Origin of the sequence: Roseovarius sp. MMSF_3298 (assembly GCF_030733705.1) — a bacterium.
GTDB lineage: Bacteria > Pseudomonadota > Alphaproteobacteria > Rhodobacterales > Rhodobacteraceae > Roseovarius > Roseovarius confluentis.
Window position 1 is genome coordinate 1 of sequence record NZ_JASHIN010000031.1, and the last position, 21,952, is coordinate 21,952.

Annotated in this window: 22 protein-coding genes and 1 pseudogene; 14 read left to right on the forward strand and 9 right to left on the reverse strand. The window is 64.2% G+C overall.

Annotation, left to right across the window (positions count from 1 at the left end; genetic code table 11):
- The 13 genes and pseudogenes from sucC to RBB18_RS19960 all read left to right on the forward strand — a co-directional run.
- Positions 1-147: pseudogene (sucC, locus tag RBB18_RS19900) on the forward strand (succinate--CoA ligase subunit beta); the annotation flags it as partial.
- A gap of 2 nt (positions 148-149) precedes the next feature.
- Complete coding sequence (locus RBB18_RS19905; protein WP_103763470.1) at positions 150-641, forward strand: hypothetical protein; 492 nt, start codon at positions 150-152, stop codon at positions 639-641.
- A 100-nt stretch (positions 642-741) separates the two neighbouring features.
- The gene (sucD, locus tag RBB18_RS19910; RefSeq protein WP_103763471.1) at positions 742-1,626 is read left to right on the forward strand and encodes a succinate--CoA ligase subunit alpha; all 885 of its coding nucleotides are present in this window, start codon (positions 742-744) and stop codon (positions 1,624-1,626) included.
- Positions 1,627-1,653: 27 nt separating this feature from the next.
- The gene (locus tag RBB18_RS19915; RefSeq protein WP_103763472.1) at positions 1,654-2,109 is read left to right on the forward strand and encodes a DUF805 domain-containing protein; all 456 of its coding nucleotides are present in this window, start codon (positions 1,654-1,656) and stop codon (positions 2,107-2,109) included.
- Positions 2,110-2,155: 46 nt separating this feature from the next.
- On the forward strand, positions 2,156-5,113 hold the full coding sequence (locus tag RBB18_RS19920; RefSeq protein WP_306111657.1) for a 2-oxoglutarate dehydrogenase E1 component: 2,958 nt from the start codon (positions 2,156-2,158) through the stop codon (positions 5,111-5,113).
- A gap of 6 nt (positions 5,114-5,119) precedes the next feature.
- Positions 5,120-6,715, forward strand: a complete 1,596-nt coding sequence (gene odhB, locus RBB18_RS19925) for a 2-oxoglutarate dehydrogenase complex dihydrolipoyllysine-residue succinyltransferase (protein WP_103763474.1) — start codon at positions 5,120-5,122, stop codon at positions 6,713-6,715.
- A gap of 101 nt (positions 6,716-6,816) precedes the next feature.
- Positions 6,817-7,218, forward strand: coding sequence for a hypothetical protein (locus RBB18_RS19930; protein ID WP_306111658.1), 402 nt, complete (start codon positions 6,817-6,819; stop codon positions 7,216-7,218).
- A gap of 45 nt (positions 7,219-7,263) precedes the next feature.
- Entirely contained in the window at positions 7,264-7,497 is a 234-nt protein-coding gene (locus tag RBB18_RS19935) for a hypothetical protein (protein WP_306111659.1), read from the forward strand.
- 85 nt (positions 7,498-7,582) lie between these two features.
- Entirely contained in the window at positions 7,583-8,128 is a 546-nt protein-coding gene (locus RBB18_RS19940; protein ID WP_306111660.1) for a hypothetical protein, read from the forward strand.
- On the forward strand, positions 8,125-8,520 hold the full coding sequence (locus RBB18_RS19945) for an MAPEG family protein (protein ID WP_103763477.1): 396 nt from the start codon (positions 8,125-8,127) through the stop codon (positions 8,518-8,520). Before RBB18_RS19940 ends, RBB18_RS19945 begins: the two co-directional genes overlap by 4 nt.
- Positions 8,517-8,900: a hypothetical protein gene (locus tag RBB18_RS19950; RefSeq protein ID WP_103763478.1), complete on the forward strand. Its 384-nt coding sequence runs from the start codon at positions 8,517-8,519 to the stop codon at positions 8,898-8,900. The genes RBB18_RS19945 and RBB18_RS19950 overlap by 4 nt, the downstream gene beginning before the upstream one ends.
- A gap of 63 nt (positions 8,901-8,963) precedes the next feature.
- On the forward strand, positions 8,964-10,352 hold the full coding sequence (lpdA, locus tag RBB18_RS19955; RefSeq protein WP_306111661.1) for a dihydrolipoyl dehydrogenase: 1,389 nt from the start codon (positions 8,964-8,966) through the stop codon (positions 10,350-10,352).
- A 320-nt stretch (positions 10,353-10,672) separates the two neighbouring features.
- Positions 10,673-11,749: a Hint domain-containing protein gene (locus RBB18_RS19960; protein WP_306111662.1), complete on the forward strand. Its 1,077-nt coding sequence runs from the start codon at positions 10,673-10,675 to the stop codon at positions 11,747-11,749.
- Positions 11,750-11,971: 222 nt separating this feature from the next.
- On the opposite strand, the gene RBB18_RS19965 is transcribed toward RBB18_RS19960, so the two are convergent.
- Genes RBB18_RS19965 through RBB18_RS19980 form a run of 4 tightly spaced genes read right to left on the reverse strand, consistent with a single transcriptional unit; the run spans position 11,972 to position 14,877 of the window.
- On the reverse strand, positions 11,972-12,574 hold the full coding sequence (locus tag RBB18_RS19965; protein ID WP_306111663.1) for a pyridoxamine 5'-phosphate oxidase family protein: 603 nt from the start codon (positions 12,572-12,574) through the stop codon (positions 11,972-11,974).
- Positions 12,561-13,301, reverse strand: coding sequence for a 1-acyl-sn-glycerol-3-phosphate acyltransferase (locus RBB18_RS19970; protein WP_306111664.1), 741 nt, complete (start codon positions 13,299-13,301; stop codon positions 12,561-12,563). The genes RBB18_RS19965 and RBB18_RS19970 overlap by 14 nt, the downstream gene beginning before the upstream one ends.
- Entirely contained in the window at positions 13,298-14,167 is an 870-nt protein-coding gene (locus tag RBB18_RS19975; protein ID WP_103763679.1) for an ABC transporter permease, read from the reverse strand. The genes RBB18_RS19970 and RBB18_RS19975 overlap by 4 nt, the downstream gene beginning before the upstream one ends.
- Positions 14,168-14,199: 32 nt before the next feature.
- The gene (locus RBB18_RS19980) at positions 14,200-14,877 is read right to left on the reverse strand and encodes a cell division ATP-binding protein FtsE (protein ID WP_306111665.1); all 678 of its coding nucleotides are present in this window, start codon (positions 14,875-14,877) and stop codon (positions 14,200-14,202) included.
- Positions 14,878-15,042: 165 nt separating this feature from the next.
- Between RBB18_RS19980 and RBB18_RS19985 the strand changes: the two genes are divergently transcribed.
- A complete protein-coding gene (locus RBB18_RS19985; RefSeq protein ID WP_306111666.1) occupies positions 15,043-15,972 on the forward strand; it encodes a zinc-ribbon domain-containing protein in 930 nt (309 codons plus the stop codon).
- A gap of 48 nt (positions 15,973-16,020) precedes the next feature.
- Here RBB18_RS19985 and RBB18_RS19990 read toward each other — a convergent pair whose 3' ends face one another.
- Genes RBB18_RS19990 through argH form a run of 5 tightly spaced genes read right to left on the reverse strand, consistent with a single transcriptional unit; the run spans position 16,021 to position 21,942 of the window.
- A complete protein-coding gene (locus RBB18_RS19990; protein WP_306111667.1) occupies positions 16,021-18,672 on the reverse strand; it encodes a TIGR02302 family protein in 2,652 nt (883 codons plus the stop codon).
- Positions 18,673-18,709: 37 nt separating this feature from the next.
- Positions 18,710-19,975, reverse strand: a complete 1,266-nt coding sequence (lysA, locus tag RBB18_RS19995; RefSeq protein WP_306111668.1) for a diaminopimelate decarboxylase — start codon at positions 19,973-19,975, stop codon at positions 18,710-18,712.
- 43 nt (positions 19,976-20,018) lie between these two features.
- Complete coding sequence (locus RBB18_RS20000) at positions 20,019-20,324, reverse strand: DUF2834 domain-containing protein (protein WP_306111669.1); 306 nt, start codon at positions 20,322-20,324, stop codon at positions 20,019-20,021.
- Complete coding sequence (locus RBB18_RS20005; protein WP_103763489.1) at positions 20,321-20,554, reverse strand: hypothetical protein; 234 nt, start codon at positions 20,552-20,554, stop codon at positions 20,321-20,323. Before RBB18_RS20005 ends, RBB18_RS20000 begins: the two co-directional genes overlap by 4 nt.
- Positions 20,551-21,942: an argininosuccinate lyase gene (gene argH / locus RBB18_RS20010; protein ID WP_306111670.1), complete on the reverse strand. Its 1,392-nt coding sequence runs from the start codon at positions 21,940-21,942 to the stop codon at positions 20,551-20,553. Before argH ends, RBB18_RS20005 begins: the two co-directional genes overlap by 4 nt.
- Positions 21,943-21,952: the final 10 nt, after the last annotated feature.

Below are 21,952 nucleotides of genomic sequence, written 5' to 3' on the forward strand. Positions count from 1 at the left end.
GGGCTTCAGGTCCCGCTGGTCGTGCGCCTCGAGGGCACCAATGTCGAGAAGGGCAAGGAGATCATCAACAACTCCGACGTTGACGTGATCGCCGCCGACGACCTCAAGGACGGCGCCCAGAAGATCGTGAAAGCCGTCAAGGGCTGACGATGGCGCGTTCGAAAAACCTTGGCCTGCTGGCCGCCACGCTTCTGCTTGCCGCTTGCGGAACAGGCGGCGACGGCATCTCGCGCTCCGGCACCGACCCGGTCAGCCTCGACCGGGCCATTGTCCTGAACGACAGCATCTGCGGCCCGACCCGCCCCGATTTTGCCGGGGCCAAGGCGCGCATGGTGGCCGAGGGCCTGACGGTCGAGGAGGGCGGACGCAATTTCTCGCCGACCGAATCTGTCTCGGCCGCCGTCACCCGCACGCCCGAGGGCCGGACGTTCTGCGCCGTCAGCGCGCGCTTTCCGGGCAATGTCTACACGCTGGAACAGGCCATGACCGAACGCTTCGGCGCGCCGCGCATGACCGACCGGATCACCCCGCCCGCGCGCGTCTACAACCTGGGCGCCAAGGGCAACCTGATCCTGGTGATAAGGGGCACCCCGGGCCGCACCCTGACCGCCTATGACCTGGGCTATGCCTCGGGCATCTGAGGCGTTTGAAATACCCGTGCGCGGGGGCTGAGCCCCGCGCGCCAAGACCAACATAACCCCGGTCGCCGGGGAAGAGATCATCAAGGAAGGAGACGCCACAATGGCCGTTCTCGTCGACGAAAACACCAAAGTCATCTGCCAGGGCCTAACCGGCAGCCAGGGCACGTTCCATACCGAGCAGGCCATTGCCTACGGCACGCAGATGGTCGGCGGCGTCACCCCCGGCAAGGGCGGCCAGACGCACCTGGACCTGCCCGTGTTCAACTCGGTCCACGAGGCCATGCACGAGACCGGCGCCAATGCGAGCGTCATCTACGTGCCGCCGCCCTTCGCCGCCGACTCGATCCTGGAAGCGATCGACGCCGAGATCCCGCTGATCGTCTGCATCACCGAGGGCATCCCGGTCCTGGACATGATGCGCGTCAAGCGCGCGCTCGAGGGCAGCAGCTCGACCCTCATCGGCCCCAACTGTCCCGGCATCATCACGCCCGACGCCTGCAAAATCGGCATCATGCCCGGCCACATCCACAAGCGCGGTAGCGTCGGCGTGGTCAGCCGCTCCGGCACGTTGACCTACGAGGCCGTGAAGCAGACGAGCGACGTGGGCCTGGGCCAGTCGACCTGCGTGGGCATCGGCGGCGACCCGATCAAGGGCACCGAGCATATCGACGTGCTGGAATGGTTCCTGGCCGATGACGAGACGGAATCGATCATCATGATCGGCGAGATCGGCGGCAGCGCCGAGGAAGACGCGGCGCAGTTCCTCAAGGACGAGGCCAAGAAAGGCCGCTCCAAGCCCTGCGCCGGGTTCATCGCGGGCCGCACCGCGCCTCCGGGCCGCCGCATGGGCCACGCCGGCGCCATCGTCGCCGGCGGCAAGGGCGGCGCCGACGACAAGATCGAGGCGATGAAATCCGCCGGCATCACCGTCGCCGAGTCCCCCGCAGGATTGGGCGAAGCCGTGCTCGAAGCTATCGGGAAGTGACCGCGCAACAGTGACAGGAGAAAGCTGATGGACTTCCAGACCAGCGTTAAGACCTGCCTCACCGAGAAGTACATGGACTTCTCGGGCCGGGCGTCGCGCTCGGAATTCTGGTGGTTTCTGCTCGCCTATTTCATCGGGGCGCTGGTTGTCTCGCTCTTTCCCCTGTTGCCACTGATCTACGCGTTGGGAATGTTCCTGCCACTTCTGGCGGTGGGCTTCCGCCGGATGCACGATACCGGCCGCCCCGGCTGGTATTTCCTGATCCCGTCGATCTACAACCTGTTCATGCGGGTGGTCGGCTTCGGCGGCCCGGGCATGCATGGCGACCCCGGGATGCCACACCGTATGCCATCGCTGGGCGGCGCGTTCTTCGGCGCTATCTTCGGGATCATCGGCCTGATCATCGCGATCGTTTTCATTTGGTGGCTCACCCGCCCCTCCGAACCGGAACCCAACGAATACGGACCACCTCCCGCCCCCTGACCCCAGCAACGCGCGAAAGTCAGTCCAAGCTAGCCAAGGTACACCCATGACCGACCAATCCCCCAACGACCAGTTCCACGCCTCCAGCTTCATGCAGGGGCACAACGCGGAATATCTCGAACAGCTTTACGCGCGATACGCCAACGACCCCAATGCGGTCGACGAGGCGTGGCAGGCCTTCTTCCGCGAGTTGGGCGATGGCGATACGGACGTCAAGAAAGAAGCCGCCGGGCCAAGCTGGGCGCGGAGCGACTGGCCGCCCCAGCCCGCCGATGACCTGACCAGCGCCCTCACCGGCGAGTACCCGACCGAGGTCGAGGCGCGACAAGCCGGCGACAAGATCAAGTCGAAGGCCGCCGAGAAGGGCGTCGAGGTCTCGGACGATGCCGTGAAACGCGCCGTGCTCGATTCCGTCCGTGCGTTGATGCTGATCCGCGCCTACCGCATCCGCGGCCATCTCGCCGCCGATCTTGATCCGCTGGGCCTGCGCGAGACGCCCGACCGACCCGAGCTTGATCCGAAATCCTACGGATTCACCGAATCCGACATGGACCGGCCCATCTTCATCGACAACGTGCTGGGCCTTCAGGTCGCCTCGATCCGCGAGATCCTCGCGATCGTCAAGCGCACCTATTGCGGCACCTTCGCCCTGCAATACATGCATATCTCCGACCCCGAAGAGAGCGCCTGGCTGAAGGAACGCATCGAGGGCTACGACAAGGAAATCACCTTCACCCGCGAGGGCCGCAAGGCGATCCTGAACAAGCTGGTCGAGGCCGAGGGCTTCGAGAAATACCTGCACGTGAAATACATGGGGACCAAGCGGTTCGGCCTCGATGGCGGCGAGGCGCTGATCCCCGCGATGGAACAGATCATCAAGCGCGGCGGACAGCTGGGTCTGAAGGACATCGTCATCGGGATGCCCCACCGCGGCCGCCTGTCGGTGCTGGCCAACGTGATGGGCAAACCCTATCGCGCCATCTTCAACGAGTTCCAGGGCGGATCGTTCAAGCCCGAGGACGTGGACGGTTCCGGGGACGTGAAATACCACCTCGGCGCCTCGTCGGACCGCGAATTCGATGGCAACACCGTGCACCTTTCACTCACCGCGAACCCCTCGCACCTCGAGGCGGTGAACCCCGTCGTGCTGGGCAAATCCCGCGCCAAGCAGGACCAGCTGGGCGACAAGGAACGCACCGCCGTCATGCCGCTCCTGCTGCATGGCGACGCGGCCTTTGCGGGCCAGGGCGTCGTGGCCGAATGCTTCGGCCTGTCCGGTCTGAAGGGTCACAAGACCGGCGGCACCATGCACCTCGTGGTGAACAACCAGATCGGCTTTACCACCGCGCCGCACTTCTCGCGCTCCTCGCCCTATCCCACGGATATCGCCCTGATGGTCGAGGCGCCGATCTTCCACGTGAACGGCGACGACCCCGAGGCCGTCGTGCACGCCGCCAAGGTCGCCACCGAGTTCCGCCAGAAGTTCCGCAAGGACGTGGTCATCGACATCATCTGCTACCGCCGCTTCGGTCACAACGAAGGCGACGAGCCGATGTTCACCAACCCGATCATGTACAAGAAGATCAAGTCCCAGAAGACCACGCTCTCGCTTTACACCGAGCGGCTGGTCAAGGACGGCCTCATCCCCGAGGGCGAGATCGACGACATGAAGGCCGCGTTCCAGTCCTACCTCGCCGACGAGTTCGAGGCCGGCAAGGAATACCGCCCGAACAAGGCCGACTGGCTCGACGGCAAGTGGTCCCACCTCGACAGCAAGGACGAGGATTACCAGCGCGGCGAAACCGCCATCAAGAAAAAGACCCTGGCCGAGATCGGCCGCGCCCTGACCACCCCGCCCGAGGGCACGCCGCTGCACAAGACCGTGTCACGCCTGCTGGAGACCAAGGCCAAGATGTTCGAAACCGGCGAGGGCTTCGACTGGGCCACCGCCGAGGCAATCGCCTTCGGCTCGCTCCTGACCGAAGGCTACCGCGTGCGGCTCGCCGGGCAGGACAGCACCCGCGGCACGTTCAGCCAGCGGCACTCCGGCCTGATCGACCAGGATTCAGAGGAACGCTACTACCCGCTCAACCACATCCGCGAAGGCCAGGCGCAGTACGAGGTCATCGACTCGATGCTCTCGGAATACGCGGTTCTGGGCTTCGAGTATGGCTACACCCTGTCCGAGCCCAACGCCCTGACCCTGTGGGAGGCGCAGTTCGGCGATTTCGCCAACGGCGCGCAGATCATGTTCGACCAGTTCATCTCTTCGGGTGAATCGAAATGGCTGCGCATGTCCGGCCTCGTCTGCCTGCTGCCCCACGGCTACGAAGGGCAAGGCCCGGAACACTCGTCCGCGCGCCTCGAACGCTTCCTGCAGATGTGCGGACAGGACAACTGGATCGTCGCCAACTGCTCGACCCCGGCGAACTATTTCCACATCCTGCGCCGGCAGCTGCACCGCACCTACCGCAAGCCGCTCATCCTGATGACGCCGAAATCGCTTCTGCGCCACAAGATGTGCATATCCAAGGCCGAGGAATTCACCACCGGCAGCAGCTTCCACCGCGTGCTGTGGGACGATGCCCAGTACGGCAACTCCGACACCAAGCTGAAGTCCGACGACAAGATCAAGCGCGTCGTCATGTGCTCGGGCAAGGTTTATTTCGACCTGCTGGAAGAACGCGACAATCGCGGGCTGGACGATGTCTATATCCTGCGCGTCGAACAGTTCTACCCGTTCCCTGCCATCTCGATGGTCAAGGAACTGGAACGCTTCAAGAAGGCCGAGATGGTCTGGTGCCAGGAAGAGCCCAAGAACCAGGGCGCCTGGAGCTTTATTGAGCCCAACATCGAATGGGTGCTGCAACGCATCAAGGCCAAGCATACCCGTCCGGTCTATGCCGGGCGCTCCGCCTCCGCCTCGCCCGCAACGGGCCTCGCAAGCCAACACAAGGCCCAACAAGAAGCGCTGGTCGACGCCGCGCTGACGATCGAAGGATAAGACGTAATGACCACCGAAGTACGCGTGCCCACGCTGGGCGAATCCGTGACCGAAGCCACCGTCGCCACCTGGTTCAAGAAAGCCGGCGACACGGTCGAGGCCGACGAGATGCTGTGCGAGCTGGAAACCGACAAGGTCACCGTCGAGGTGCCCTCGCCCGCCGCCGGAACCCTGGCCGAGATCGTCGCACAAGAGGGCGAGACCGTGGGCGTCGACGCCCTGCTGGCCACCCTGTCCGAAGGCGACAGCGGCTCCGCCTCCGCGCCGAAGAAGGCCGAGAAGAAAGAAGATAAAAGCACCGAGTCCGAATCCGCCAAGCCGGCCAGCGGCAACAGCGGCGGTACGGACGGCGGCAATATCGACGTGATGGTGCCGACCTTGGGCGAATCCGTGTCCGAGGCGACCGTCTCGACCTGGTTCAAGAAAGCCGGCGACACCGTCAGCCAGGATGAAATGCTCTGCGAGCTTGAAACCGACAAGGTCTCGGTCGAGGTCCCCTCGCCCGCCGCCGGCACGCTGACCGAGATCCTCGCCAACGAGGGCGAGACGGTCCAGGCGGGCGGCAAGCTTGCCGTGCTGTCCGGCAGCGCCGATGGCGCGGTCGAACCCGCCGAACGTCCCGATGGCGACGCGGCCGGGTCGACGGCGGACGAACCGGCCACGGCCAATGGCGGCCAGTACACCACCCCGCCCCCGGGCCGCGACGTCGAGGATGCGCCCTCGGCGAAAAAGGCGATGGCCGAAAAGGGCCTCAGCAGCGACCAGGTGCAAGGCTCTGGCCGCGATGGCCGCGTGATGAAAGAGGACGTGGCCCGCGCCGCAGCCGCCGCCAGCAGCGCCGCACCCGCCGCCGCGTCGGCCCCCGCACAGGCGCCCCGCGCACCGGTGTCGGCCGAGGATGCCAGCCGCGAGGAACGGGTCAAGATGACCCGTCTGCGCCAGACCATCGCGCGCCGCCTCAAGGACAGCCAGAACACCGCCGCCATGCTCACCACCTATAACGAGGTGGACATGACCGAGGTGATGGCCCTTCGGAACGAGTACAAGGACGAGTTCCTCAAGAAGCACGGCGTCAAGCTGGGCTTCATGTCCTTCTTCACCAAGGCCTGCTGCCACGCACTGAAAGAGGTTCCGGAAGTCAACGCCGAGATCGACGGCACCGACATCGTCTACAAGAACTTCGTGCATATGGGCATCGCCACCGGCACGCCCACCGGCCTCGTGGTCCCCGTGATCCGCGACGCCGACGCGCTCGGCTTTGCCGACATCGAGAAAGCCATCGCCGAAAAAGGCGCCCGCGCCCGCGACGGCAAGCTCTCCATGGCGGAAATGCAGGGCGGCACCTTCACCATCTCCAACGGCGGCGTCTACGGCTCGCTGATGTCCTCACCCATCCTCAACCCGCCGCAATCGGGCATCCTGGGGATGCACAAGATCCAGCAGCGCCCGATGGTGGTGAACGGCGAAATCAAGGCCCGCCCCATGATGTACCTCGCCCTCAGCTACGACCACCGCATCGTCGACGGCAAGGGCGCCGTGACCTTCCTCGTCCGCGTGAAGGACGCGCTGGAAGATCCGCGGCGGTTGTTGATGGATCTGTGACGCCCCGCGTGGGTTTTCACCCACCCTACGAGTTTGCGTAGGGTGGGGTTTCACCCCACCTAGCAACGGTGGAGATGGCACCACGATTGGAGCACGCAAAAATGAACACCATGGAAAACTCCAATCTAGTGCTCGCGAAAATCCTCAATCTCGCCATGCAGAATGGTATCAGCCATTGGGACCTGAAGTTCAGCGACCTCGATTTAGGCGAAGAGTACGCTACCCACTTTTACCCTTGTATTGAGTGGCTTGAAGCTGAGGGGTTGATCCGGGTCGGCACATATTCGCGAACGCTCGGCGGGCTTGCCAATGGGACAGTTCAAAACATCGCACTGACTTCGCTCGGTATGGCCGTGCTAGGCCAAGAAGTTTCGATAAACGGTGAAAGCCAAGAATTTTCCACAACTGTAAAAGAAGTCAGCGAAGGCAGAGTGGACTATAATAGGATAGGGGACGCGATCGGTGGGGTAATAGGCGGCATTATGAAATCCTTTGGCGCTTGAAAACTTCACAGAAGACAACCCATTCCAACCAACCGGACCCACCCCATGACCACCCAACTCCTCCTCCGCTACGACAGCTTCGACCAGGACACCCACGACTCCCATGCCGAGGACCGGGCCAATGCCGGTCTCACCCAGCTTCAGATGTGGCGCGAGGGGACGGGCACCCACTGGGTCCTTCACGACGTCAACGACGTGGCCCGCGCCAAGGCATGGGTCGACAAGGAAACCGGCCTCGGGCACGGCCCCGCCGCCTCGCACATGCTGGAGACGGCATGAGCCACGAGCTACCCGCCCCGACCCCCGAGCCGGGGCCTCTCGCCCACACAGAGGTCCCGGGTCAAGCCCGGGACGCGGCCCACTGATGACCCCTTCCGCCGGATACGCCCGCGCCGTCGCCGCACGCCGCGCCTTTCGCCTGCCCGGATACCCGACGCTGGCCGAGGAAGGCTTTGACGGCGAGTATGTCTCGCCCATCCAGATGACCTCCGGCAGCCTCACCGGCCCCATGCTGGTGTCCAAGGACTGGCTCGATGCCCCGTCCGTGCGTCGCCACCGCGCGGAACTCACGCGGCAAGGCTACCTCTCCACCAACCCCTTCAACCGCGTGATCGACAAGGTGCTGGCGCTGCTGAACCTCACCCGCGCCGACATCTACATCACCCCGGTCTTTCACCTGCTGACGCCGCAGCGCTCCTCCACCATCCCCCCGGCCCACGCCCGCGCCAGCTGGGAAACCATCGGCCAGCACGAACGCCTCGGCCGCCGCCCCATCGCGCTCGGCCACGATGCCGCCCGTGTTCTGAAACATTTCAACGTGCCGCACATCCGCGCGCCCCACCCCTCGGCCCGCACCGGCACTTTTGACGCCAAGGCCCAAGCCATAGCAGAGGCGATTCAAGCCGCATGACACCAGAACTCACCGTCCTCACCCTCGCCGCCCTGTTGCAGGTGGTGCAATTCGCCCTCTACGCCGTGCCCGCCAACATGGAGCTCGGGCCCGGCTACACCACCTCGGCCCGCGACCGTGAACCCTCGCGCCAGATGTCCGACCGCACCGCCCGTCTGGGCCGCGCGATGGACAACCATTTCGAGGGGCTGATCCTTTTCACCATCGCCTGCGTCGTGATCGCCGTCTCGGGCCAGTCCACCTGGGTCACCACGACCTGCGCCTGGGCCTACCTCATTGCCCGCATCGCCTATATCCCGGCCTATTACCTCGGCCTGCGTCCGTGGCGATCGCTGATCTGGATGGTGGGCTTCGCCGCCACGGCCCTCATGTACCTGGCCGCGCTGCTGTGATCCGCCCTCTCGCCCTCGCCCTGGCGATCACCGCCACGCCGGCCGCCGCCGAATTCGTGATCGAGGAAAACACGTATTTCGTCATGCACCGCGACTACCACCACAAGACCAACAGTTTCACCGACGGTGCCCCCGAGGGCGAAGGCGACGGCTGTTTCCAGATCACCCGCGTCGACCTGCCGGGCAAATCAATCGATTTCACCCTCGTCAGCGGCACAATCACGCCCTGGTGGTCGGACGGCGAAACCTTCCACCCCGGTTTCCGGAACGCCTTCGTCCCCGCCATCGGCTTCATGGAAAACAACCCCGACGCCGAGTGGACGGACCTTCTGCACCAGATCCTGAAAACCGTGCCGGACTGCGCCACCCCCACATCGTGACACTTCCAAACAAACAGCTTAGGTTCGGGACCAAGACGCCCGACACGCGAAGGAGAATATCTAATGGCTTCCTATGACGTCATCGTAATCGGTTCCGGCCCCGGCGGCTATGTCGCAGCCATCCGCTGCGCCCAGCTTGGCCTGAAAACCGCCTGCGTCGAAGGCCGCGAAACCCTGGGCGGTACCTGCCTGAACGTGGGCTGTATCCCCTCCAAGGCGCTCCTGCACGCCAGCCACATGCTGCACGAGGCGGAGCACAACTTCGCGTCGATGGGCCTCAAGGGCAAAAGCCCCTCGGTCGACTGGAAACAGATGCTGTCCTACAAGGACGACACGATCGGCCAGAACACCAAGGGCATCGAGTTCCTGTTCAAGAAGAACAAGATCGACTGGCTCAAGGGCTGGGGCTCCATCCCCGAGGCGGGCAAGGTCAAGGTCGGCGACGACACGCACGAGGCCAAGAACATCATCATCGCGACGGGGTCCGAGGTCAGCACCCTGCCGGGCGTCGAGATCGACGAGAAAACCGTCGTCTCCTCCACCGGCGCGCTGGAATTGCCCAAGGTGCCCAAGAAACTGGTCGTCATCGGCGCCGGCGTCATCGGGCTGGAACTGGGCTCAGTCTATTCCCGCCTTGGATCCGAGGTGACGGTCGTGGAATATCTCGACCATGTCACCCCCGGCATGGATGGCGAAGTGCAGAAGAACTTCCACAAGCTGCTCAAGAAACAGGGCCTGAACTTCATCATGGGCGCCGCCGTTCAGGGCGTCGAGGCGATGAAGACCAAGGCCAAGGTCACCTACAAGCTGCGCAAGGACGACAGCGAGGAAACGCTGGATGCCGACGTGGTACTCGTCGCCACGGGCCGCAAGCCATTCACAGACGGGCTGGGGCTCGACAGCCTTGGCGTCGAAATGACCGATCGCGGCCAGATCAAGACCGACGATCACTGGCAGACCAACGTCAAGGGCGTCTACGCCATCGGCGACTGCATCTCTGGTCCCATGCTGGCCCACAAGGCCGAGGACGAGGGCATGGCCGCCGCATCCGTCATCGCGGGCCAGCACGGTCACGTGAATTACGGCGTCATCCCCAGCGTGATCTACACCCACCCCGAGGTCGCCGCCGTCGGCAAGACCGAGGAGCAGCTCAAGGAAGAGGGCCGCGCCTACAAGGCCGGCAAGTTCTCCTTCATGGGCAATGGCCGGGCCAAGGCCAACTTCGCCGCCGACGGGTTCGTCAAACTCCTCGTCGACAAGGAAACCGATCGCATCCTTGGCGCGCATATCATCGGGCCCATGGCGGGCGATCTCATCCACGAGATCTGCGTCGCCATGGAATTCGGCGCCGCGGCCGAGGACGTGGCCCTGACCTGCCACGCCCACCCGACCTATTCCGAAGCGGTGCGCGAAGCAGCCCTGGCCTGCGGTGACGGTCCGATCCACTCGTGATGCTCAATGCGGGCGGGGTCCGCCCCGCCCGTCCAATTACAAGCCCGGTCCGGCATCTCGTAGGGTGGGTGAAAATCCACGCGCCGGACCGCGGCACGGCGGTGCAGCACGCTGCACCTTGATTCCGCGCGGGACGTTCGCTTTGCGGGACAATCCGGGCATTCGCTGCGGGACAATGAGCGACCGCTTCTGGCGCGAAACTAGGCGAGGTAAAATGCGATAGATAGTACCCTGGTTTGCTAGTACGAGGTCGACGAGGCAGTTTATCGCGCTTGACGACATCGTGCTTAAGTTGTCGCGCAAACCCAGGAGAATACACCATGCCGACGGTAACCCTAGAGCTTCGTGGCGATCAGATCGGGCGTTATACAAGCTTTTCAGGCTCGGGGAACGGGATAGAGAGGGTTGTAACCGTCAACGGGGTCGAGGCTCTTGGTACGCCGGACCAGTTATTCACGGTCGTCGTTGAACAGGTAAACGCGGGAGTCACCGAGTTTCAGAACGGGCAATTCATAACGATTCTGGATTCGGACGACAACATCGTGATGCCGCGAACCGGTGTGCAACCCGACATTGAGCAGGGCCGCGGCGCGGGCGATGAGCACCTTCTCCTCGCTGGGCAGCCTTTCCTCATAGATCTCGGCGGGGTTCCCGTCGGGCCGTCAACGATCACTTATACCGAGGCCGACGAAATCGGGTCTCCGGATGGCGACGATGATGGGAATCTTGATTTTGACGACTTCCCGTGTTTTGCGCCTGGTACACTGATAGCGACGCCATCTGGCCAGATCGACATTGCGGAACTGCACGTGGGTGATCTGGTCAAAACATTGGATCATGGGAGCGTTCCGATCACCTGGATAGGTCGTCGGGAGTTGGATCTGACTGCGCAAAAGATTGGAAAACCGATCATGATCAAGGACGGGTTCCTTGACCAAATGAGACCGAGTGCTGACCTTGTCGTGTCGCCAGATCATCGGATTCTGGTTTGTGATCCGTTATGTGACTTGTTGTTTGGGTACAAAGAAGTCCTCGCACCAGCGAAGGGTTTGGTCAGATTATCACGCATCCGTGAAATGAGCGGTAAGAAGAGCATCGAGTACATCACACTCTTCACCAGTCGACACGAGATCATCCTCGCAAATGGCCTGGCGGTTGAGACGCTGTATCCTGGCACACAAGCGCTGCGCCGTATCGGATCTTTGGGTCGCGCAGAAATTCTCTCTCTTTGTCCGGCCCTTCGTAACAAGGAGGCATCAATTGCCTACCCAGAGGCACGACGACTTCTGTCGGTTCAAGAAGCAAGAGCGCTCTCCGAGACTATGCGCCTCAGACGGCAGGTCATTGGTGGAGATACAAGTCGTGAAGCGACCAGTAAACTTCGCATCGTTAAGTAGCGCCATCCTCCATAACTGCGAAAGCCGCCATTCTTGCTCCCCGCAGCATCAGTCGATATGGGCTCGACGAAACTGACGTTCGCGGCAGTGTGGCAAATTCTCGGCGGTGGACAGCTCGTGATGTTAAGCTTTCATGCCTCCCGTCATTTCCACCGACGCGATGCTACTGAAATACCGACGCGATACCGACGTGCCAAATCGCGTTAACCATCCCTGCGCCAGCTACCACATCGTCTTCGCCGCCCGGGCGCTCCAGTCGGCGTCATACTCCGCGCCGCCCTCGTCCCCATCCGAGGCTTCAGACAGCAACTCGCCCACCGTCGGCAAGCCGTCACTGTCGTCCCGGCGCCACAACCCGGCCCGGATCGTGGCCCGGGCGCACTGGCTGTAGATCTCGGAAATCGCGATCACGATCACCGTCGCCGGGTGCTTGCCTTTTTGTTCGAACCGGGCGCGCAACCCCTCGTCGGCGGTCAGCTTCGCGGTGCCATTCACCCGAACCACGGTGTTCGACCCCGGCACCATGAACATCAACGACACTCGCCCGTCCGACACGATATTCCTCAGCGAATCCAAACGGTTGTTCCCGCGCCAATCGGGCATCGCCAATGTGCGCTCGTCCAGGTCCATCACCACCGGGCCGTCATCCCCACGCGGGCTGCCATCGGTTCCGTCCGGCCCAACCGTGCTCAGCACGCAATAGCGCGAGGTCATGATCCACTGCCGGTAAAGCGGCGTCAGCCGATGCACCACCTTGCGCGTGCTGGCCGCGCCGGGCGAGCCGTAGAGCGCTTCCAGCGTCTTGATATCGTTAATGAACTCCATCCGGATCGAACCCCGCTTCGCGCATCAGTCGGTTGGAATTGCTCTCGACAGTATCTTCCAGCCGCGCCATGAACTCGTCCTTCGGCAATCCCGCCTCGATCGCCGGCAGGAACTCCACCACCCCGGTCCCGGGATGCCGCATGATCCCCTTGCGCGGCCAGACCAGACCGACATTCGTTGCCACCGGAATGCACTCCTGTGCCATCTCTTCATAGAGGATCGCCGACCCCACCTTGTAGGGCGCCTTGACCCCTGGTGCGATGCGCGTGCCTTGCGGGTAAATGATCAACTGTCCCGGCCGCAACCGCCCTCGGCCCACATCCGCGATCATCTTCTTGATCGCCTGGCTGCGCTTGCCCCGATCCACGGGAACGCAGCCCAGCTTCATCGCGTATTGGCCGATGATCGGCGCGTACATCAACTCGCGTTTCATGATGAACTTGCCTGCCGGGACACTGGCGAAAATCAGGATAATATCGAGGAATGACTGGTGCTTGGCGACGATCAGGCACTCTTGCGTGGGCGGTGTGCCGCGCACTTCGGTCTTCAGCCCCACCATCCAGCGGCCCGTCCAGCGGACCCAGGCGCACCACGCCTTGCACGCCGCGTTCGCGCCCCGGGACGAGACCAGCGCCCAGGGCAGGAACACGATCCCGATGGGCAGCATCATGAAATAGATCTGGCCCACGTAGATCGCCGAACGGACCCATTGAATGGCATATCTCATGGTGTGTCCTTCAACGTCTTGCGGGCCGCCGCCTGGGTCGCGGCAAAGGCGACCGCAGCGGCCAGCGGCGGGATCACCAGCAGCCACAGCCACTGCCAGCCGCGAAAGCCCAAACCTGTCAGGAAACCGCCCTCTTCCTGTGCCGCGGGCAACAGGAACACCGCCACCCCGGCCGCCACCGTGCCCACGGCGCCTCCGGTCAGGGCCCGCAGCGTGAACCGCCGCACGAAGGCCTGCGCGATATAGCTGTCCCGCGCGCCCACAAGGCGCAGCACGCCGATCACCTGCGTGTTCGCCGCCAGCGCGGCATTGGCCGCCAGCGTGATCATCGCCGCCGTCGCCGCCCCGATCAGCAGAATGGATATGTAGCCCAGCATGCGCAGGCGCGTCGCGGCACTCACCAGCGGCCGGCGCCACCGGGTATGGTCATCCAGGATCGCCCCCGGCACCTCGGCCGACAGCCGCAGGCGCAGGCCGCCAGCATCGAACCCTTCGCCTTCCTCCACGACCTCTATCAGCTGTGGGATCGGCAGGGTATCCACCGGCAGGTCGGGGCCGAACCACGGCTCCAGCAAGGCCCGCTGCTCGTCGGGGTCCAGCGCCCGGGCCGAGGCGACGCCCTTGGTCGTCTGAAGGATCTTCAGCGTTGCGGCGGTCTGTGCCGCCATCTGACCCTCGGGCGCGGAAATCCGGATGGTCGAGGATCGGGCCAGTTCCGATCCCCAGCGGTCGGCCAGCCGCCCGGTCGCCATCGACAGGGCCAGCGCGAACACTGCCAGAAACGCCATAGCGCCTGCGCTGAACACCGTAAGCGAGGCCGTGAATCCTGTGGGCGGCACGACCCGGTCGGCCTGCGCATCGCCCATGACGAACTCGGTCACGCGGTTGAAATCCAGCTTCACAGGTCCGCCCCCGCCAGTTGCAGCCGCCGGTTCGAGATCCGCAGCACCCTTGCCTGGACATGGGTTTTAGCGGCCCGGATCAGGGCAAGGTCATGGGTGGCGACCATGATCGTCTTGCCCATCCGGTTCAGCTCGATCAGCAGGCGCAGCAGACGCTGCGACATTTCCCAGTCGACGTTGCCCGTGGGCTCGTCGGCCAGAACCGCGTCCGGCGACATGATGATGGAGCGCGCCAGCGCCGCCCGCTGACGCTCCCCACCCGACAGCTCCGGCGGCAGGGCGTCGGCCCGCGCCTTGAGACCCACCCAGCCGATCAGTTCCTTGAGGTTCGCAGACTCGCCCAGCAGGTCGCGCCCCGACACCATCAGTGGCAACGAGATGTTGTCGGCCACGCTCATATGGTCGAGAAACTGGCAATCCTGATGCACCACCCCGATCCGCCGCCGTGCATAGGCGATGTCGTCCCGCTCCATCGCGCGCACATCCGTGTCGAACAGCCGGACCTCGCCGGCGGTGGGCATCAGGGCCCCGTAACACAGCTTCAGAAGCGTGGTCTTGCCCGCTCCCGACGGGCCGGTCAGGAAATGAAATGACCCGGCCTGAAGCTTGAGCGAGACATCACTCAGCAGTTCCCCCCCGCCATAGCTGTAGGCGACGTTTTCCAGCTCGATCACTTCGACCCCCGATGCGTTTTGCCCTTCATGCCCCACAGGACACACTTGTGCAACGACTACGGTACTTCGGTGATTGCCCCCTTTCCCGGTCCGGTATTTGTGCGTAAGGTACGCCAAACGATAGGCTGGGGTATGCCGGTCAGGCGGAAGGCAGCGGGTGGCAAGATGCGGTTGATATGCCCGAATTGCGGGGCACAATACGAAGTCCCTACGGAAGTCATTCCCACAAGCGGGCGCGACGTGCAATGTTCCGATTGCGGAACCACCTGGTTCCAGCACCATCCCGACCATGTGCCCGAAGAGTCTGCGGCAGCTGCAGATGATCTTGCCAGTCAGGAGCAGTACGAGCCAGAAGACATGTCCTCCGGGCTTGACTCCGAGGCTGACTATGGCGCGGAAGACGACGCCCTCTCGGCCAGCGGCGACGTCAGACCTGACGCGACCCCGCCGGCGGACGCCGATGACAGGTCCAAGGACGAGGATACTCCGGAAGAACTCCACGCACCCGCAACCGACCACAAGCGGCGCGAGATCGACCCCGCCGTGGCCGATGTTCTTCGCGAAGAGGCCGAGCGTGAATCCCGTGCGCGCGAACAAGACAACCGCGGGACCGTCGAGACCCAGCAGGAGCTTGGACTTCAGGACACCGACAACGACGCCCAGCGCCGCTCGGAAGAGGCCCGCGCCCGTATGGCCCGCCTGCGTGGCGAACCCGAAGCGCAAAAAACCGATGCCGAATTGGACGAGATCGATCCCTCGTCGCGCAGCAACCTGCTGCCCGATATCGACGAGATCAACTCGTCGCTTGACTCCGACGGCAAGAAAGAAGAGCCGCGCTCCGTGTCATCGCCCGCCGAGACCACCGGTGCCCACGGGAAAAGCGGCTTCCGCTCCGGGTTCCGGCTGGCGGTCATCGTCGCGGTTCTGGCCTTGCTGCTTTACGTTTTCGCGCCGCAATTGTCCGGTGCGGTCCCGCAGCTGGCCGATCCGCTGGCGGGTTATGTCGAGATGGTGAATTCCTGGCGTGCCGGTCTCAACGACCTCATTCAGGACGTGGCCACCTCGTTGTCCGAAGACGGTGCCGCCGACGGCTGATAAGGTGCCGCGGATGCTGTGCAGCGCGCGCCGGAGTTTCGTCGCAGTTCAGAATCGGTCCAGAAGCCGCCGCAGGTAATCAAGCTCGACCTCGGGTCGCGCCGTATCGCCCGACCGGCGACGGATCTCGTCCAATAGCTCTCCGGCACGGCGATACACGTCTTCCCGTGCGGTGAACTCGCCCTGGTCCCCGGCCAGCCCGCGCTGTGACCGGCCAAGCGGATCCTGCTCGCCGAACTGGCCCGGTGTCTGGCTTTGCGCCTGGCCTTGGCCCGGCTGGGACTGGCTGTTCTCGGCCATTGCCTCGCCCAGGCTGCGCATCCCGTCGCGCAGGGCGTCCATCGCCTCGGCCTGCCGGTCGATCGCCTCGGGAAGGTCGTCGCCTCGCAGCGCCTCCTCTGCACCTTCCATGGCGCGTCCGGCCCGGTCCAGCGCCTCGCGGGCATCTTCCCCGGCTTCACCGCCGACATTGGGCAGACCCTGCCGCTGGCGTTCCAACTCGCGCCGCAGCGCCTCCTGCCGGTCCGACAGGGCGCCGGCGCCGTTGCCCTGCTGCCCTTCGGCGGACTGGTTGCCTTGGCCCTGACCGGGTTGCTGACCCTGTTGCTGGCCTTGGCCTTGCCCTTGCTGCTGACCCTGACCCTGCTGTTGGCCCTGTCCTTGTTGCGAGTGCTGCTGGCCCTGCCCCTGGCCGCCGTTGCGGCCCTCGTTGCCCTGCGACTCCCCGGCCTGCGCGCCGGGATTGAACTGTTCCTGCAAATCCCGGAACGCCTCGTCCGACAGGCCCTGCTGGTCACGCAGCGTTTCGGCCAGACCTTCCATCGCCTGCTGGCCGGGATTGTCACCGCCCTGCCCCTGCTGACCCTCGGTCACGCGCAAGTTCTCCATCATCTGCTGGAACTCTTCCAGCGCCTGCTGCGCCTCGGCGAACCGGCCCTGCTCCATGAGTTCCTGGATACGGTCCATCATGTCCTGCAGATCCTGGTCGGTCAGGGCCTGCATGTTCTCGGACTGGCCGCGGTCAGGTTCGTCCGTCTGATCGCCCTCGCGCTGTGCCATCTGCGATTTCTGGCGCAGGTAATCTTGCGTCGCGTCGCGCAATTCCTGCATCAGCCGCGCGATCTCTTCTTCGCTGGCGCCGTTGCGCATGGCCTCGCTCAGCCGTTCCTGCGCGGCGCGCATCCGCTCCAGCGCGTCGCCAATATCGCCATCCTCCAGCAGCACGGCCAGATCCCACAGCGCCTGCGCCAGTTCATCCTGCGTCTCGTCGGTCAGGCTGTCATGGTCGATGAACGTCTCCAGCCGTCGCAGGATCACCCGCAGCTTCAGATAGGCCGTCTCGGATTTGAAAAGCCCCTCCTCGGGGTTGTGCGACACCGCCCGCAGCATCTGGCTGACACGTCTGGCGTTGGATTTCGCCCAGAGCAGATCCCGCCGCTGTTCGATCACCGACGCGGCCATCGGATCGAAGAACCGCCGCGCCGGCAGATCCATCACCAGCGGCGCGCTTTGCCCCGTCTGGTCGCGCTCGTCCCGAACATTCAGCGTCAGGCGCACCGGCAGATGCGCCCACGGATGCTCTGACAGGTTCTCTATCAAGGTCTCGGTAAAGTCCGCGCGGTCCCCGGTGATCGGCAGCGGCAGGTCCAGCACGATCGGCTCGCGCGCATCGGGTTCGGCCGTCAGGCCATGGCGCCGGTGGACCTCGTCCAGCGCCAGTTCGAACGTCGCGGTGCCACCGGCCACGCCATGATCGTCGCTGGCCGCGAAAGGCTGGCTCATCTGCCCGTCGAACGTGACCTCCAGCCCTTCCGAGATCGACGCCTCGGGCGGCGCGTCGGGCAGTGCCGTGATCGTCCATTCCTCGCCGCCGGGCCCATCAATCCGCAACGTCCCGTCCTGTGCGATCTCGAAGCTCTGCTCGATGTCCGTGGCCGGCGGAATGTCCTCGGTCCGGCCCGAGACCGTTTCGGTCATGCTCAGCGCACCCACCTCGCCGTAAAAGCGCAGCGTGACCAAGCTGCCTTCGGGGGCGCTGAACGCCCCGTCCTGATCGTTCAGGTAAAGGCTCGGCAACTCGGTATAGGCCGGCGGCTCGATCCAGCCTTCCCAAGTCGGTCCGCTGGCCAGCGCCGCACCACTGCCGGGGGCCATCTGCGACACCGTACCGGCCCGCCAGACGGATCCGAACAAGACCGCCACGACCAGCGCCAACAGGGCGACATAGCGAAGCCCGAACGGGTCCCGGCGCGACAGTCTCAGGTCGGGTTCGACCGCTTTCGCACCGGCGGCGCGGGCTTCCATCCGTGCGATATGCGCCCGCCACAGGGCCTGCGACCCCGTGTCGCCGTTACCGATGGCCTGCCTGTCGGCAAGTGTCGCCAGCGGATGTCCCGGCAACACGCCGTCCATCCGTCGAATCGCCTCTTCGCGCGACGGCCAGTCGAACCGGCGCGCCCCGTGCACCGCGAAGCCCAGCGCGGCCAGCCCAGAAACGATGGCCAGCGTCCAGACGATTTCCACCGGCGCAAGGTCGTGCAGCCCAAGCATCAAGGCGGCGCACACCGCGATAACCACGCTCCAGAGCGGCCAGAAGGCCCGAACCAGACGCTCGGCAATCAGCCCGGCCCAAGTCAGCATCAAGGGCCGCTTCAGCCGCCTGATGACCTTGTTGAACGTGGTGTTGTCAGATTGTGCCATGCATCCCTGCGGTTGGATTGCGAACGCGCCCGTCGCGTCACAACCATGCAGGAATGGTATCGCGATTTATCATCTCGTCAAAGGTCGGCCGGGGCCTGATGACGGCAAATTGATGCTCATGCACCAGAACTTCCGGAACCAGCGGCCTTGTATTGTACTCGCTGCTCATGACCGCGCCATATGCGCCCGCGCTGCGGAACGCCACAAGGTCGCCCTCGCCCACATGCGGCATGACCCGTTCCTTGGCGAAGGTATCGCCCGATTCGCAGACCGGTCCGACGATGTCGTACTTGGCCGGCTCCGCGCCCGGCGCTGGCTCCTTCACCGGGACGATATCGTGGTAGGCGTCGTACATCGCGGGGCGGATCAGGTCGTTCATCGCCCCGTCGAGGATCAGGAAATCACGCCCTTCGCCCGATTTCACGTAAATCACCTTGCTGACAAGGATACCGGCATTGCCCGCCACCAGCCGCCCCGGCTCGATCTCGATCTCGCAGCCAAGGTGCCCGACCGTTTCGCGGATCATAGCCCCGTAATCCGTGGGCAGCGGCGGCGCCGCGTTCGACCGTTCATAGGGGATGCCAAGCCCACCGCCCATATCAAGGCGCGATATCTCGTGACCATCCGCCCGCAACACTTCGGTCAGCTCCGCAACCTTCTGATACGCCAGCCGGAACGGCTCCAGATCGGTCAGTTGGCTGCCGATATGCACGTCGATCCCGATCACCTTGAGCCCCGGCAACCGCGCGGCTTCGGCATAGACTTCCCGCGCGCGGGCAATCGGGATGCCGAACTTGTTCTCGCTCTTGCCGGTCGCGATCTTGGCATGGGTCTTCGCGTCCACGTCCGGGTTCACCCGAACAGTGATCGGCACCTCCACACCCAGCGACACGGCAACCTCCGACAGCGCGGCCATCTCCGGCTCGCTCTCGACATTGAACTGCCGCACGCCGCCTTCCAGCGCGATGCGCATTTCATCGCGGGTCTTGCCAACACCGGAAAACACGATTTTCTCGCCCGGCACACCCGCCGCCTTGGCGCGCAGGTATTCGCCGGCTGAGACCACGTCCATCCCCGCGCCCAGCTGCGCCAGCGTCTTCAGGATCGCCTGGTTGCTCGCCGCCTTCATCGCGTAGCACACCAGATGCGGCATCCCGTCCAGCGCCTCGTCGAACAGCCGGAAATGCCGCGTCAGCGTCGCGGTCGAATAGCAATAGAACGGCGTGCCCACCTCGGCGGCAATCTCGGCCACCGGCACATCCTCGGCATGAAGCTCGCCGTCTCGGTAAAGAAAATGATCCATCGCCCGCTTTTTCTTGCTGAAAATACTCAATACTCGGCGGGTCTCACCCGCGCCGCATCCTCAGAAACAGATAAAGCGGCAAACCGCAACTGACCCCGATGCAAAAGGTCGCCGGGATCGCGATCAGGCGCAGCCAGTCGCGCATCTTTGCCGTTTCCCAGATCACCCAGAGGGTCAGCGCAACCGCGGCAATCGTCAGGTCCCAGACCAGCCCGCTGGTCGCGGCATTGGCATGCCACGCCTCCACCATGCCCATCAGGCTGTACCCGTTGGCGTTGATCCACGCCACGAACCACGCCATCGGGTGGATTGCCCCCCAGACAGCCAAGGCCAGGAAAACGTACTTCAAAACACCGTGCCCACGTGGACCGACACGTTACCGCTGACGACCGACGTGCCCACGCTGGCCCGCGATCCGTTTGTGCCCACGGTCAGCGACCCGTTCAGGTTTGGCCGCACCGGTGTGGGATCATTCCGCGCCACGGTATCGTCTGGCTCGGTGCCGGGCGGGATCGGCTCGCCATCCACGCCGCATGCTGCGACCAGAATCAGGCCCAGACATGCAATCACACGTTTCATCCCAGGATCTCCTTCCAGCGATCAACCTGCATGCGCACCTGCTCGGGCGCGGTCCCACCATAGCTCATGCGCGAGGCGACCGAGTTGTGCACACCCAGCACATCATAAACCGTTTTGTCGATATCGCCATGCACGGATTGCATCTCCTCCAGGCTCAGCTCCGGCAGGTCGCATCCCTTCGCTTCCGCCTTGGCCACCAGCGCGCCGGTCACGTGATGCGCGTCGCGGAACGGCAGGCCCAGCACCCGCACCAGCCAGTCCGCAAGGTCCGTCGCGGTCGAGAACCCCGCACCCGCCGCCGCCTCCAGCGCGTCGCGGTTGGCCGACATGTCGCGGACCATCCCCTCCATCGCGGCCAGCGCCAGCATCAGGTTGTCCGCGGCGTCAAAGACCTGCTCCTTGTCCTCCTGCATGTCCTTGGAATAGGCCAGCGGCAGGCCCTTCATCACCGTCATCAGCGCCACGTTCGCCCCGAAAATGCGCCCGATCTTGGCGCGGATCAGCTCGGCGGCATCGGGATTCTTCTTCTGCGGCATGATGCTCGACCCGGTCGAGAACCGGTCGCTCAGCGTCACGAAGCGAAACTGCGCCGAAGACCAGATCACCAGTTCCTCGGCCATCCGGCTCAGGTGCATGGCGCAAATGCTGGCCACGGACAGGAACTCCAGCGCGAAATCCCGGTCACTGACCGCGTCGAGGCTGTTGGCCGCCGGTCTATCAAACCCAAGCTCCTTCGCCGTCATGTCCCGATCGATGGGAAAGGACGTCCCGGCCAGGGCCGCCGCGCCCAGCGGGCATTCGTTCATCCTCGTGCGGGCATCGCGGACACGGGACAGATCCCGCCCGAACATCTCGACATAGGCCATCATGTGATGGCCCCACGTCACCGGCTGCGCCACCTGCAGATGCGTGAACCCCGGCATCACCCAATCCGCACCGGCCTCGGCCTGAGCGAGGCACGCTTTCATCAGCGCCACCAATGCCGCATCGCAGGCATCGAGCTGATCGCGCACCCACAGCTTGAAATCCGTCGCCACCTGGTCATTCCGGCTGCGCCCCGTGTGCAGCCGCCCCGCCGGCTCGCCTATCACCTCCTTCAGCCGCGCCTCGACATTCATGTGAATGTCCTCCAGCGCCTTCGAGAACGGGAACTCCCCGCTTTCGATCTCTGACAACACCGTGAGCAGGCCTTCCCGCATCGCCTCGGCATCGCTATCACTGAAGATACCTGCCGCGGCCAACATGGCCGCATGGGCGCGCGACCCGGCGATATCCTGCGCCGCGAGGCGCTTGTCGAAATCTATCGAGGCATTAATTGCCTCCATGATCGCATCGGGCCCGGCGGCGAACCGGCCGCCCCACATCTTGTTAGAGGTCTTGTCTGTCATGTCCCAACTC

Bases quoted from the DNA above. Each gene is read 5' to 3' on its own strand.
- RBB18_RS19935 (WP_306111659.1), top strand. From the start codon at position 7,264: ATGACCACCCAACTCCTCCTCCGCTACGACAGCTTCGACCAGGACACC.
- RBB18_RS19975 (WP_103763679.1), bottom strand. From the start codon at position 14,167: ATGGGCGATGCGCAGGCCGACCGGGTCGTGCCGCCCACAGGATTCACG.
- RBB18_RS19940 (WP_306111660.1), top strand. From the start codon at position 7,583: ATGACCCCTTCCGCCGGATACGCCCGCGCCGTCGCCGCACGCCGCGCC.
- argH (WP_306111670.1), bottom strand. From the start codon at position 21,942: ATGACAGACAAGACCTCTAACAAGATGTGGGGCGGCCGGTTCGCCGCC.
- lpdA (WP_306111661.1), top strand. From the start codon at position 8,964: ATGGCTTCCTATGACGTCATCGTAATCGGTTCCGGCCCCGGCGGCTAT.
- RBB18_RS19965 (WP_306111663.1), bottom strand. From the start codon at position 12,574: ATGGAGTTCATTAACGATATCAAGACGCTGGAAGCGCTCTACGGCTCG.
- RBB18_RS19985 (WP_306111666.1), top strand. From the start codon at position 15,043: ATGCGGTTGATATGCCCGAATTGCGGGGCACAATACGAAGTCCCTACG.
- RBB18_RS19970 (WP_306111664.1), bottom strand. From the start codon at position 13,301: ATGAGATATGCCATTCAATGGGTCCGTTCGGCGATCTACGTGGGCCAG.
- RBB18_RS19930 (WP_306111658.1), top strand. From the start codon at position 6,817: ATGAACACCATGGAAAACTCCAATCTAGTGCTCGCGAAAATCCTCAAT.
- RBB18_RS19915 (WP_103763472.1), top strand. From the start codon at position 1,654: ATGGACTTCCAGACCAGCGTTAAGACCTGCCTCACCGAGAAGTACATG.
- RBB18_RS19920 (WP_306111657.1), top strand. From the start codon at position 2,156: ATGACCGACCAATCCCCCAACGACCAGTTCCACGCCTCCAGCTTCATG.
- RBB18_RS20005 (WP_103763489.1), bottom strand. From the start codon at position 20,554: ATGAAACGTGTGATTGCATGTCTGGGCCTGATTCTGGTCGCAGCATGC.
- odhB (WP_103763474.1), top strand. From the start codon at position 5,120: ATGACCACCGAAGTACGCGTGCCCACGCTGGGCGAATCCGTGACCGAA.
- RBB18_RS19945 (WP_103763477.1), top strand. From the start codon at position 8,125: ATGACACCAGAACTCACCGTCCTCACCCTCGCCGCCCTGTTGCAGGTG.
- RBB18_RS19905 (WP_103763470.1), top strand. From the start codon at position 150: ATGGCGCGTTCGAAAAACCTTGGCCTGCTGGCCGCCACGCTTCTGCTT.
- lysA (WP_306111668.1), bottom strand. From the start codon at position 19,975: ATGGATCATTTTCTTTACCGAGACGGCGAGCTTCATGCCGAGGATGTG.
- RBB18_RS19960 (WP_306111662.1), top strand. From the start codon at position 10,673: ATGCCGACGGTAACCCTAGAGCTTCGTGGCGATCAGATCGGGCGTTAT.
- RBB18_RS19990 (WP_306111667.1), bottom strand. From the start codon at position 18,672: ATGGCACAATCTGACAACACCACGTTCAACAAGGTCATCAGGCGGCTG.
- sucD (WP_103763471.1), top strand. From the start codon at position 742: ATGGCCGTTCTCGTCGACGAAAACACCAAAGTCATCTGCCAGGGCCTA.